Origin of the sequence: uncultured Oscillibacter sp., from assembly GCF_900546705.1 — a bacterium.
Lineage (GTDB): Bacteria > Bacillota > Clostridia > Oscillospirales > Oscillospiraceae > Oscillibacter.
This window is the reverse complement of record NZ_URDP01000050.1, coordinates 1-12,617: the sequence shown is the minus strand read 5'-3', so window position 1 is coordinate 12,617 and position 12,617 is coordinate 1. Positions and strand designations below refer to the sequence as shown.

At 63.4% G+C, this 12,617-nt stretch carries 11 protein-coding genes, 1 pseudogene and 1 riboswitch; of the genes and pseudogenes, 5 read left to right on the top strand and 7 right to left on the bottom strand.

The window, feature by feature from the left end:
- A partial coding sequence (nifJ, locus tag QZS13_RS09165) for a pyruvate:ferredoxin (flavodoxin) oxidoreductase (protein ID WP_295588179.1) occupies window positions 1-2,552 on the bottom strand: 2,552 nt, incomplete at its 3' end.
- Between the two features lie 299 nt (window positions 2,553-2,851).
- On the opposite strand from nifJ, the gene QZS13_RS09160 reads away from it, so the two are divergent.
- Entirely contained in the window at window positions 2,852-4,369 is a 1,518-nt protein-coding gene (locus QZS13_RS09160; protein ID WP_295588176.1) for a YifB family Mg chelatase-like AAA ATPase, read from the top strand.
- 36 nt (window positions 4,370-4,405) lie between these two features.
- On the opposite strand, the gene QZS13_RS09155 is transcribed toward QZS13_RS09160, so the two are convergent.
- From QZS13_RS09155 to QZS13_RS09135, 5 genes are all read right to left on the bottom strand, one after another.
- Entirely contained in the window at window positions 4,406-4,732 is a 327-nt protein-coding gene (locus tag QZS13_RS09155; protein ID WP_295588173.1) for a hypothetical protein, read from the bottom strand.
- A gap of 11 nt (window positions 4,733-4,743) precedes the next feature.
- Window positions 4,744-5,595 (bottom strand): RsiV family protein, encoded by an 852-nt coding sequence (locus QZS13_RS09150; RefSeq protein WP_295588170.1) that lies wholly within the window; start codon window positions 5,593-5,595, stop codon window positions 4,744-4,746.
- Between the two features lie 8 nt (window positions 5,596-5,603).
- Window positions 5,604-6,092 carry an RNA polymerase sigma factor gene (locus QZS13_RS09145; RefSeq protein WP_295588167.1) on the bottom strand — a complete coding sequence of 163 codons (489 nt, stop codon included), beginning with the start codon at window positions 6,090-6,092 and terminating at the stop codon, window positions 5,604-5,606.
- A 92-nt stretch (window positions 6,093-6,184) separates the two neighbouring features.
- A complete protein-coding gene (locus tag QZS13_RS09140) occupies window positions 6,185-6,817 on the bottom strand; it encodes a flavodoxin family protein (RefSeq protein WP_295588164.1) in 633 nt (210 codons plus the stop codon).
- Between the two features lie 118 nt (window positions 6,818-6,935).
- A complete protein-coding gene (locus tag QZS13_RS09135; RefSeq protein WP_295588160.1) occupies window positions 6,936-7,763 on the bottom strand; it encodes a PepSY domain-containing protein in 828 nt (275 codons plus the stop codon).
- Between the two features lie 242 nt (window positions 7,764-8,005).
- On the opposite strand from QZS13_RS09135, the gene thiI reads away from it, so the two are divergent.
- From thiI to QZS13_RS09120, 3 genes are read left to right on the top strand one after another with little or no spacing between them, the layout of a single operon-like run.
- Entirely contained in the window at window positions 8,006-9,202 is a 1,197-nt protein-coding gene (thiI, locus tag QZS13_RS09130) for a tRNA uracil 4-sulfurtransferase ThiI (RefSeq protein WP_295588159.1), read from the top strand.
- A gap of 46 nt (window positions 9,203-9,248) precedes the next feature.
- Window positions 9,249-10,508: a competence/damage-inducible protein A gene (locus tag QZS13_RS09125; RefSeq protein WP_295588156.1), complete on the top strand. Its 1,260-nt coding sequence runs from the start codon at window positions 9,249-9,251 to the stop codon at window positions 10,506-10,508.
- A gap of 49 nt (window positions 10,509-10,557) precedes the next feature.
- Complete coding sequence (locus QZS13_RS09120) at window positions 10,558-11,217, top strand: collagen-like protein (protein ID WP_295588154.1); 660 nt, start codon at window positions 10,558-10,560, stop codon at window positions 11,215-11,217.
- A 43-nt stretch (window positions 11,218-11,260) separates the two neighbouring features.
- Here QZS13_RS09120 and QZS13_RS09115 read toward each other — a convergent pair whose 3' ends face one another.
- Window positions 11,261-12,016, bottom strand: coding sequence for a ZIP family metal transporter (locus QZS13_RS09115; protein WP_295588151.1), 756 nt, complete (start codon window positions 12,014-12,016; stop codon window positions 11,261-11,263).
- Between the two features lie 117 nt (window positions 12,017-12,133).
- Window positions 12,134-12,234: riboswitch (purine riboswitch) on the top strand.
- Between the two features lie 87 nt (window positions 12,235-12,321).
- Between QZS13_RS09115 and QZS13_RS09110 the strand changes: the two are divergent.
- Window positions 12,322-12,617: pseudogene (locus QZS13_RS09110) on the top strand (guanine deaminase); the annotation flags it as partial.

Below are 12,617 nucleotides of genomic sequence, written 5' to 3'. Positions count from 1 at the left end.
CCGCCCCAGATGGAGGAGCAGCCGGTGGCGTTGGAGATGTACATATGATCGCCGAAGAGCTGGGTGATCAGGCGGGCATAGCTGGTCTCGGCGCAGCCGGCGCAGGAGCCGGAGAACTCCAGCATGGGCTGACGGAACTGGCTGCCCTTGACGGTGTCGTCCTGCATGTCCTTCTTCTCGGAGACCTTATCCACACAGTAGTTGAACACTTCCTGCTGAGCGGCTTCCTGCTCCTGAGGAACCATGGTCAGAGCGCCCACGGGGCACTGGCCCACGCACACAGCGCAGCCCATGCAGTCCAGAGGAGACACAGCCATGGTGTACTTGTACACGCCCTTGCCCTTGCCGGCCTTGATGTCCACGATCTTGGCGGCGGCGGGAGCGTTCTTGGCCTCCTCCTCGGTCATGGCATAGGGACGGATGGTGGCATGGGGGCAGACATAGGCGCAGTTGTTGCACTGGATGCACTTGGCAGCGTCCCAGGTGGGGACGTTCACGGCAACGCCGCGCTTTTCGTAAGCGGAGGCGCCCAGCTCGAACTGGCCGTCCACGTGCTTGACGAAGGCGGAGACGGGCAGGCTGTCGCCGTCCATCTTGTCCACGGGATCCAGGATGGTCTTGACCTGCTCCACCAGCTCGGGCTTGCCGGTCAGGACGGTGTTGTCGGGCTTGTCCTCGGCGGTGGCCCAGTCAGCGGGCACCTCGAACTTGCGGAAGGCGGTGGCACCGGCATCGATGGCCTTGTGGTTCATATCCACCACGTCCTGGCCCTTCTTCAGGTAAGAGTGGGTGGCGGCGTCCTTCATGTACTGGATGGCGTCAGCCTCGGGCAGAACCTTGGCCAGAGCGAAGAACGCAGACTGCAGGATGGTGTTGGTGCGCTTGCCCATGCCGATCTTGGCAGCCAGGTCGATGGCGTCGATGGTGTAGACCTGGATGTTGTTCTGGGCAATGTACCGCTTGGAGGCGGCGTCCAGCTTCTCACCCAGCTCCTTGTCGTCCCACTGGCAGTTGATGAGGAAAGTGCCGCCGGGCTTCACATCGCGGACGATGGGGAAGTGCTTGGCGATGTAGGAAGGCACGTGGCAGGCCACGAAGTCGGCCTTGTTGATGTAGTAGGAAGACTTGATGGGCTTGTCGCCGAAGCGCAGGTGGCTGACGGTGACGCCGCCGGTCTTCTTGGAGTCATACTGGAAGTACGCCTGAACGTACTTGTCGGTGTGGTCGCCGATGATCTTGATGGAGTTCTTGTTGGCGCCGACGGTACCATCGCCGCCCAGGCCCCAGAACTTGCACTCGATGGTGCCCTCGGCAGCAACGCCGGGAGCGGGCTTCTCCTCCAGGCTCAGGTGAGTCACATCGTCCACAATGCCGATGGTGAACTGACGCTTCATCTCGTCCTTGGTCAGCTCCTCATAGACAGCGAACACGGAAGCGGGCGGGGTGTCCTTGCTGCCCAGGCCGTAACGGCCGCCGATGACCTTGATGTCGGTCTTGCCGGCGTTGGCCAGCGCGGTGACAACATCCATGTACAGAGGCTCGCCCAGAGCGCCGGGCTCCTTGGTGCGGTCCAGCACGGCGATGCGCTTGCAGGTGGCGGGGATGGCGGCGATCAGCTTGTCGGCCCGGAAGGGACGATACAGATGCACCTTCACCATGCCGACCTTCTCACCGTGGGCGTTCATGTAGTCGATGACCTCTTCGGCCACGTTGCAGATGGAGCCCATGGCGATGATGACGCGGTCAGCGTCGGGAGCGCCGTAGTAGTTGAACAGCTGATAGTTGGTGCCCAGCTTCTCGTTGACCTTGCCCATGTACTTCTCCACCACGTCGGGCAGAGCGTCGTAGTAGGGGTTGCAGGCCTCACGGTGCTGGAAGAAGATATCGCCGTTCTCATGAGAGCCGCGCATGTTGGGCCGCTCGGGGTTGAGGGCGTGCTTGCGGAAGGCAGCCACGGCGTCCATGTTGGTCATTTCCTTCAGGTCGTCGTAGTCCCAGCAGGCAACCTTCTGGATCTCGTGAGAGGTCCGGAAGCCATCGAAGAAGTTGATGAAGGGAACCCGGCCCTCAATGGCAGCCAGATGAGCCACAGGCGCCAGATCCATGATCTCCTGGGGATCGTTCTCGCACAGCATGGCAAAGCCGGTCTGACGGCAGGCCATGACGTCGGAGTGATCACCGAAGATGTTCAGGGCGTGGGAAGAAACGGTACGGGCGGAGACGTGGAACACGCAGGGCAGCAGCTCGCCGGCGATCTTGTACATATTGGGGATCATCAGCAGCAGGCCCTGAGACGCGGTGTAGGTAGTGGTCATTGCACCGGCGGCCAAAGAGCCGTGGACGGTACCGGAAGCACCGGCCTCGGACTGCATCTCCACCACCTTGACGGTGGTGCCGAAGATGTTCTTCTGGCCAGCGGCAGCCCACTGGTCCACCAAGTCTGCCATGGGAGAGGACGGGGTGATCGGATAGATGCCCGCCACTTCGGTAAACGCATAGCTGACGTACGCAGCAGCGTTGTTACCGTCCATGGACTTGAACTTTCTTGCCATAAACTTACCTCCTGTTTTTGCCGCCGAAGACGGCAATCTTACCAAAACACGAAATCCGGACACTCTCCCCCAGATTTTCATGCGGCAATATTATAACACTTCATTTTTTCCATGTAAACGGTGGCTTTGTTATTTTTTGCACAAAAATATCCTTTTCTGCGCTTCCAATAAATGACGCTGGAAAAATTGTGCAGTTTTGAAAGTAGGGGTTTCCCAGCACAGGAAATTTGTGGTACACTCAACAAAAAAAGGATTGCCGGCAGTCTGGCCGGCAGTCTTTAATGCGGAGGTGACGATCCATGGTGGTTTCCGTGCGCTCCCTGGGGCTGACCGGCATTGCCGGGTACGCCGTCAGTGCGGAGTGCTTTCTCTCCGGCGGACTGCCGGCCTTTGATATCGTGGGGCTGCCGGACGCCGCCGTGCGGGAGGCCCGGGAGCGGGTGCGCGCGGCGGTGAAAAACTGCGGGGCCAAGTTCCCCGTCAGCCGCATTACGGTCAATCTGGCCCCGGCGGGAGAGAAAAAGGCGGGTACCGTCTACGACCTGCCCATTCTGGTAGGCGTGCTGGCCGCCGCCGGGGAGCTTCCGCCCCCGCCCGGCGACGCCGCCTTTTTGGGAGAGCTGTCCCTGACCGGAGCGGTGCGGGGCGTACGGGGCGTGCTGCCCATGGCTCTGGCCGCCGCCCAGGCGGGAATCCGCCAGCTGTTCGTGCCGGCCGAAAACGCGGCCGAGGCCACACTGGCCCAGGGACTTACCGTCTACGGCGTCCCCAACGTGCAGGCGCTGGCCGCCCACTTGTCCGGCCGGGCATCCCTCTCCCCCGCGCCGGCTTGGACGCCGGAGCCTGACGGCGACCCACTCCCCGACCTGGCCGACGTCATGGGCCAGGAAAACGTGAAGCGGGCTCTGGAGATCGCCGCCGCCGGAGGCCACAACCTGCTGCTCATCGGCTCTCCCGGCGCAGGCAAATCCATGCTGGCCAAGCGCCTGCCCTCCATTCTGCCGGACATGACCCGCCCGGAGGCACTGGAGACCTCGGCCATCTGGTCGGTAGCCGGAATGAGTGATCCCGCCCGGCCCCTGCTGACCCGGCGCCCCTTCCGCGCCCCTCACCACACCGCCTCTGCCGCCGCCCTTACCGGCGGAGGTGCGCAGCTGCGTCCGGGAGAGATGTCCCTGGCCCATAACGGCGTGCTGTTTCTCGACGAGCTGCCGGAGTTCCGGCGGGACGTGCTGGAGGCCATGCGCCAGCCTCTGGAGGAGGGGGACGTGACCATTTCCCGGGCATCCGGCACGCTGCACCTGCCCGCCCGGTTCCAGCTCATTGCCGCCATGAACCCCTGCCGGTGCGGCTGGCGGGGGCACCCGTCGGGAAAGTGCACCTGCTCGCCCCGGGAGGTGGAGCGGTATGTGGAGAAGATCTCCGGTCCCCTGCTGGACCGCATCGACCTGCATGTAAACGTACCGTCGGTGGAGTACGACGCCATCCGGCGCCGGCAGAGGGCCGAGTCCTCAGCGGCGGTAAAGGCCCGGGTAGACGCGGCCCGGGCCATCCAGGCCCGGCGCTTTGCGGGGACGAATGTGGCCTGCAATGCCGCCATGCCTCCGGATATGATTGGACGGCTGTGCCGCCTGGACGCGGCAGGAGACGCCCTGATGAAAAGCGCCTTCGACCGCATGGGCCTCACCGCCCGCTCCCACGACCGCATTTTGCGGGTGGCCCGTACCATTGCCGACCTGGACGGCGCAGAGGATATTGATCCGTCCCACCTGGCGGAGGCCATCCAATACCGGAATACCGACATCCTGCGAGGATGAAAAAGAGCCGGACGGCTGTGCCGTCCGGCTCTTTTCTTATGATTCCGCTTTTTCCACGGAGAGCACCGACCCATCCAGGCCATCCACCTGGGAGAGGGTCCCGGAGTAGGTGACAGTGACCGTATCGCCCACCGACACGTCCTCCAGTCCCTTGGGCTTGCTGCCCTCCTCCACGGGAAACACATAGGCACTGCCCGTCTCGTCTGTGACTGTGAACATAAAGTCCTTCACTTCGTCCAGCGTGCCCGTCAGGGTGCTGCTGTCCGCAGCCTCCTGGGCATCCTGCTGTTTGCCGCTTTTGCAGCCGGCGGCCAGACACACCGCCAGCACCAGTACCGCCGTCAGCAGTACCAGCCGTTTCATCCGCCCGCCCCTCATTTCAAAAGGCCCTCATACACGGCGGAGGGGATGGTGAACTCCGGCATTCCCATAGAGCCGGCAGCAATGGAGTACTCGTCAAAAACCAGCACCAGCGCGCCGTCGGCATCCCAGTAGAAGTTCTGGTTGGGATCAATGCCTGTAAACTGCTCGGGGAAGTAGGCCTGCGTCTCGTCGGCAGCCATCCGCTCGTCCATCTGCCGGCGCACCTCGTCCGACAGGGCCGTCACGTAGTCGGCGCCCTCCCGGAACAGGTCCTTCAGCGTGACCACCTGACCGGTGGTCTTGTCGATGTGGTAAAAGCGGCTGAACTCAAAGCCGCTGGCCTGGGTTTTCACCGCGTCCACCCGGAGGGTGAACCAGGTATCGCTGTTGGTCACCACGGAGGTGGTCACGTCCAGCCCCTGATAGCCCTCGCCTACGCTCTTGCAATCCTCTTTGAACTGGGCGATCAGCTGATCCGTGTACGCCTGTACCTGGTCGCTGACCTCTTCTGCCGCCTGGCTGCCCTCCAGCTGGGGCACCTGCACGTCGGCGAAGCTGTGGCCGTCGTCATAGGTATAGGTACGAAAGGTCACCAGCTCCACGATGGCGCCCAGCACCGGGATATCCGCCATAGCCGCCGCGGCAGTGGGGGATGCGTTGGGTACCGCCACGAACAGTGCCAGGGCGGCGGCAATCCACCCGCCCCACCAGGCAGCGCTTTTCCTTTTGGATTTGTTGCTGGGCTTCATGTCTGTCTCCTGCAGCGCCGCACAGGTACGAAACACCCTGCCGGCATAGTCCTCCGGCAGAGGGAACGGCTCCTTTTTCGCCCTCGCCTTCAATTCTTCGTCAAATCGATCCATTTTGCACCTCACTCTTCTCTCAGCAGACGGCGCAGACGGGCCCGTCCCCGGGACAGGCGGGTCTTCACCGCCGCTTCGCTGATGCCCAGGACACCGCTGATCTCCCGGATGGACAACCCATCATAGTAGAACAAGGTGACCGGGGCACGGAGATCGTCGCCCAGTGACATGACCGCCTGCCAGAGCGTCATGCGCTCCGTTGGATCCGTCTCCGGAGCGCACAGGCAGTCCTCCACGTCCGAAAGGTCCACGGAGGGTCTGCGCTTGCGGCAGGCGTCGTAGCACTTGTTGGCCAGGATGCGCAAAAGCCACGGCCGGAACTTCTCCAGGTCCCGCAGGGAATCCCGCCGCTCAAAGGCGGCGCAGATGGCCTCCTGCACAGCGTCCTCGGCGTCCTCGTCGTTGCGGAGGATGGCCTTGGCGGTGCGGAAGAGCGTCTCCTGGTTCTGGATGACGCGGGCACAGAATATTTCCTTGTCCAGCACGGCTTCCATCATGGCTTCAGGGCGTTCTCCTTTTCTTGGTTTCGGGACCGGTCATCTATAAAGATGCACTGACAAAGAAAAAGGTGACAGACCGGCGGGATTTTTTAACGGACAAAGTTGGTCATGGTGCGGTGGCCGGTGACCGGAGGCGGCAGCGTCTCCCTGGCGGCAGCCAGCGCCTTCACCGTCCAGGCCATGTTGCGGCCCAGCTTGCAGGCCACCTCCATGCCCTCCGTATCCTGCAAACACTCGCCCGGGTCCGCCCCGTGGACGGCGCCCCAATAGTCGGAGGTCACAATGACCATCTCCATGGCGTCCATGACGCCCAGCAGCTGCTGGTACGTCTCCATACCGCCGCTGCGGCGCAGCGTGCACAACGCACCGCCCACCTTGTGGTGGAACTGGTTTTCCCCGCAGCCGCCGGCAAGCATCATCCGGTCCAGCACGCACTTCATGCCGCCGGCGATGCTGCCGTGGTACACGGGGCTGGCCAGCAAGATGCCGTCGGCTTCGATGCAGGCGGCAATGATGTCGTTGACCATGTCGTCGGTCTGCACGCAGCGCAGCGAGCCGGTATTCAGGCAGTGATAGCAGGCCATGCAGGGGTGGACCCGGGGACCGGGCTGGAACACCTGGAACTCCACGCCGGCGGCCGTCACCTCTTTGCCCACGGCCTCCAAAAGCCGGGCGGTATTTCCGTTTTTCCGGGGGCTTCCGTTGATGGCTACAATCTTCATGGCAGTCTCCTCCTGTAAAAATTTCAGATCACAGGCAAATGATACCAGATTTCTCCCGGCAGTGCAACGCGCCCGCAAAAAAAGGACGCCCCGTCGGGCGTCCTTTTTTCAGCATGCTTCAATCGTCGTAGTCGCTCTCCCAGGTGAGGATGGTGCCGGTCTTGGCGTCAATGTCGCACTCATATTCCATCCGGCCGTTGCGCAGCTCCAACTCGTAAACCTGGCGGCCGTCCTCCCAGTCCAGCTGGCACTTGACCACCGTGGCGCCGCTGCCGGCCTTGTTCTGGGCAATCTGCTGGGCCTTGCTCTGGCCGATCAGATTCGCACTGGAGGACACATTGCCATAGCCGTTGCCGTTGCCATACCCGTTGCCCTTGCCGTAGCCGTACCAGTCGTCGGGCACATCAAAGTCGTCCACGTCCCGGTCGGACTCGATGATCTTGCCGGTGGAGGCGTTGATCTCATAGTCGTACTCCACGCCGTTGCTGTAAAACTCCACGTCGTAGTGGGCCACGCCGTCGTCCCAGTCCAGCTGGGCCTTCAGGAATACCACATCGTAGGAGTTGAGGCCTGCGTCGTCCAGAGCGACGGATTTGGCCTCGGCCCGGGTGATATAGCCGCTGGCGGCGGGGTCACAGGCCAGGTTCCAGTCCTGGGTGGTCAGCTCCACCGTGCGGGTATCGGAGTCAAAGGACACGTCCATGCCCGCAGCCTCACACACCGCCCGGGCGGGGATATAGGTGGTTCCGTTGTACAGGAACACCGGCACCTTCTTGCCGTCGGCGTCCCGGGGCGTGAAGCTGGCGCCGTTGATGCTGATCTTGATTCCCTCTTCCACTTCGATTGTGCTCTTGGAGGCTGCCGTGGCCGTGACGCCCAGAGCCGTCACCATAGCCGTCAGCACCAGTGCGGAGGCAAAGCCCTTCCAGTATCCGGTCTTCTTCATCATTCATTCTCCTTTTCAGCAGTCTTCTTGCGGCGGCCTTACCGCCCTTTCTGCCTGATAAACGGACGGCAGCACCGGTTTATTGCACAGGGCAAAAATTTTTTCAAATTATTTTCAGAAAAAATCAGGGCTTTTTCTTCCGGGGCGAATGCGGTATAATGAATTACATTGTACCGGCCCGCTCAGCGGCGGATGTTCTGTCCGCCGGCGGGCATCTATTTTCGTATCTGGAGGGCATCCCTATGAACAACAACGAGATCCTCCTTCTGAAGCTGGGCGAAGTGGTCTTGAAGGGCCTCAACCGCAAAGCCTTCGAGGACAAGCTCATGAACAACGTCCGCCGCCGTATCCGCCGCTTCGGCGACTTCCGGGTGCTGGTGCGCCAGAGCACCATTTACGTGGAGCCGCAGGGCGACGCATGCGACATGGAGGGCGCCTTCGCCGCCTGCTGCCAGGTATTCGGCGTGGCCGCCGTGGCCCGGGCCGTTCCCTGTGAGAAGACCGTGGAGGCCATTGTGGACACCGCCGTGGCCTACCTCTCCGACGCCTTTGCCGCCGCCCGCAGCTTCAAGGTGGAGAGCAAGCGGGCCGATAAGCTCTTCCCCATGACCTCCATCCAGCTCAGCCAGGCCGTGGGAGGCGAGCTGGCCGAGCGTTTCCCTCACGTCAGCGTGGACGTCCATCACCCGGATCTGACCGTGTACGTGGAAATCCGGGAGAAGTACGCCTACGTCCACGCCCCCTCCGTGCCCGGCGCCGGCGGACTGCCCGTGGGCATGGGCGGCACCGCCGTGAGCCTGCTCTCCGGCGGACTGGACAGCCCCGTTTCCTCCTGGATGATGGCCCGCCGGGGCGTGCAGCTGGAGATGGTGCACTTCGTCTCCCCGCCCTACACCTCCCAGCAGGCCCTGGACAAGGTGCTGGAGCTGGCCCGGCTGCTGACCGCCTACTGCGGGCGCATGGTGGTGCACGTGATTCCCTTCACCAAGATTCAGGAGGAGATCCGCAAAAACTGCCCGGAGGAGTACTTCACCCTCATCATGCGCCGCTTCATGATGCGCATCTCCGAGGCCGTGGCTCGTCGGGCTGGGGCCGGCGCCCTGGTCACCGGCGAATCCCTGGGCCAGGTGGCAAGCCAGACCATGCTGGCCCTGGGCACCACCGAGGACGTGACCACGCTGCCGGTGCTGCGGCCCCTGATCGGCATGGACAAGGTGGAGATCATCCGCATGGCGCGGCAGATCGGCACCTACGATACCTCCATTCTCCCCTATGAGGACTGCTGCACCGTCTTTACCCCCCGCCACCCCTGCACCCGTCCCAAGGTGGAGGACGTGCGGGAAGCGGAGGCCGTATTGGATGTGGATGCTCTGGTGGAAGAGGCCCTGGCCGGGGACAAGTGGGTGCGGGTAAAGCCCACCGACGACCCCCGGATTTGACAGCGCGTCTTTTTATTCTTTATCTTCTACGAAAGAAGGCATCCCCATGTCCCATACTGCTGAGATCATTGCTGTAGGCACCGAGCTGCTGCTGGGTAATATTGCCAACACCAACGCCCAGGAGCTGTCTCAGGCTCTTTCCGCCGTGGGCATCAATGTCTACTGGCACACGGTGGTAGGCGACAACCCCGAACGCCTTGCACAGGCCGTGGACATCGCCCGCCGCCGGGCGGACGTGATTATTACCACCGGGGGCCTGGGCCCCACCTACGATGATCTGACCAAACAGACCGTGTGCGCCGCTTTTGGGCTGCCGCTGGTGTTCCACCCGGACATCCTGGAGGAGATCCGCCGCTACTTTGAAAAAAACGTCCACCTGGCCATGCCGGAAAATAACCGCCCCCAGGCGGAGTTTCCGAAAGACGCCGTCATCTTTCCCAACAGCGTGGGCACCGCCCCAGGCTGTGCCTTCCAGTGCGGCGGCATCCACGTGCTCATGCTGCCGGGCCCGCCCTTTGAGATGCGGACCATGCTGCACGACTATGCTCTGCCCTATCTGCGCGCCCTCTCTCCGGAGGTCATTGTCTCCCACGACATCATGACCTTCGGCCTGGGGGAGAGCCCTATGGAGGAGCGTCTCCGGGAACGGATGGCCCACATGGAAAATCCGTCCCTTGCCACCTACGCCAAGCCCAGCGAGGTGCGTCTGCGGGCCACGGCCAAGGCCGCCACCGCCGAGGCCGCGGAAGGACTGCTGCGGCCTGTGGTGGAAGAAGTATGTGCCCTGCTGGGCGATGTAGTCTACGGCGTGGACGTTGCCAGCCTGGAGGCCGTGTGCTCGGAGGCGCTGCGGCGCAGGGGGCTGACCATGGCCAGTGCGGAAAGCTGCACCGGCGGACAGATCGCCCAGCGGATGACTGCCCTGGCAGGGGCCTCCCAGGTCTATCGGGGCGGTGTGGTTAGCTACTGGACAGACATGAAGGCGGCCGTGCTGGGCGTTGACCGGGACGTGCTGGAGCAGCATGGTGCCGTGTCGGAGCAGACGGCCCGGGCCATGGCCCAGGGCGCCCGGCGCATTACCGGCGCCGACGTGGCCGTGTCCGTCACCGGCGTGGCCGGCCCCGATCCTGACGAGCGGGGCAACAGCGTGGGGCTGGTGTTCATCGGCCTGGACACCCCGGATGGCACCTTCTGCCGCCGCTGCGACTTCGGGCGCCGGCGCCGGGACCGTATTCAGGAGCTGTCCGCCAACCACGCCTTCGATCTGCTGCGCCGGTACCTGGCGGGATTGCCGCTGACCCTTTGACACGCGGGGGCATATACTGGACCATCCCCCATGGAAAGGAGTTCAGCATATGTGCCATTCTTGTCAGGACAGCGGCTGCGGCAATTGCTGCTGCATTCCGGACGTGACGGTCGGCTCCACTGTCACCACCGCCCCGGGTACCGACGCCCGGGTGTGTGCCCACCCCACCCCCTGCGGTGTGGAGCTGTCGTTCTTCATCCCCCGGGGCGCCGATGGTGCCCCCGGCGCGGACGGGCAGCCCGGTGCACCCGGTGCCGACGGACAGCCCGGAGCAGATGGTGCCCCCGGTGCGCCCGGCCTGCCGGGCATGAGCGCCGCCGCGTCCTTCTTCACGTTTATGCAGCAGTTTGAAAGCGGCGAGCCCATCGTCCTGTTTCCGGCGGTAACCGACTCCACCGGGCAGATTACTGCTCTCTCGGATACCCAGATCCAGCTCTCGCCGGGGACGTATTTTGTCACCTACAGCATTTCCGCCGTGCTGGACACGGCGGGCTATCTCCAGATCACCCCCGCCTACAATGATCGCCCCTTCCTGGAGTACGGCGTCTACGGGCGAACGGGAACCGACGGCGTCAGCGTATCCGGGTCCAGTGCCTTTCTGGCGGTCATTCCGGAGGAGACGGTGTTCACCCTCAACGCCAACGCCAGCACCCCCACCCGGGACGGCGGGGCGACGCTGGTGTTTTTGAAACTGAATCTTCCCGCCTGAGCGCGGCGGCCCCGGCCTTTGCGGCCGGGGCCTTTTGCTTCGCTCATCCCAGCGACACGTCCAGCACCATCATCACCAAAAAGCCTGTCACGAATCCGCAGGTCCCGGAGGTGCCGTGGGCCTGTGGCACCAGCTCCTCCACCACTACGTACACCATAGCGCCCGCCGCAAAGCTCAAAAGCCACGGCATCAGGGGATGTACCGCACCCGCCGCCAGCACCACGGCCACACCGAACAGCGGCTCCACCGCCCCCGACGCCGCGCCTCCCAGGAAGGCCCGCAGCCGGGACGCCCCCGCCTGGCGCAAAGGCAGCGAGATAGCCGCTCCCTCGGGAAAGTTCTGGATGCCGATGCCCAGGGCCAGCGCCGCGGCGCCCGCCGTCTCTCCCGCCCCGGCCAGGGCAAAGGCAAGCCCCACCGCCATTCCCTCGGGGATGTTGTGAAGGGTGATGGCCGTCATCAGCAGGGCGCTCTGGCGCCGGGACTCCTCCCCCTCCGACCGGCGCAGAAACGGCACGCAGGCGTCCAGCGCCGACAAAAACACCACGCCCAGCACCATGCCTCCCGCCGCAGGTACCCAGCCCGGCAGGGTTCCGGACTGCTCTGCCTGCTCGATGGCAGGCAGCAGCAGGCTCCAAACGGAGGCCGCCGTCATCACGCCGCCGGCAAAGCCCAGCATGGCCTTCTGGCTCCGGGGTCTGGGCTCCCCGGATACGAAAAACACCGCCGCCGCGCCCAGGACGGTCATCAAAAAGGTGAATCCCGTCCCCGCGGCTGCGCGGCACAGCGCATACCACATAGTTCTCGCCTCATGTTCAGATTCGGGCGGAAGCGCGCCCGTATGCCAGTATAGCCGGCAGCGGCCAAAAAGGTGCCTCTTGCTTTTCCCACCGGCTTATGCTATGGTGTAAGTAACGGCATACAACTGAAAAGGACTCATATAATTTCGCTTGTACATGGCGCGAAAGTTTCTACGGAGCCGCCGAAGGCTTCTCTATGGGTGTCTGGCCAGAGGACGGTTTCCTCCGGTCGGGCACTTCTTTTTTGTGCCGCGTACAAACGGGCAAAAGCCCGGGAAAAGCGCCCATGGCGCAGGAGGTTTGTATGGCTTTGACAATTTTACACGGTACCATCGTCTCCTCCCCGGCATTGGGGAAGCTGGACGTCACCCCCAGCGGCTATCTCGTTGCGGAAAACAGCCGCATCACCGGCGTATTTCCCACGCTGCCGGAGCGCTTTGCCGGCGCGCCGGCTGAGGAGTACGGCCAGGCGCTGATCCTGCCCGCCTTTTGTGACATGCATCTGCACGCCCCCCAGTACCCCATGCTGGGCACCGGTATGGATCTTCCCCTGCTGGACTGGCTCAACACCTACACCTTCCCGGCGGAGGCCCGCTTTGC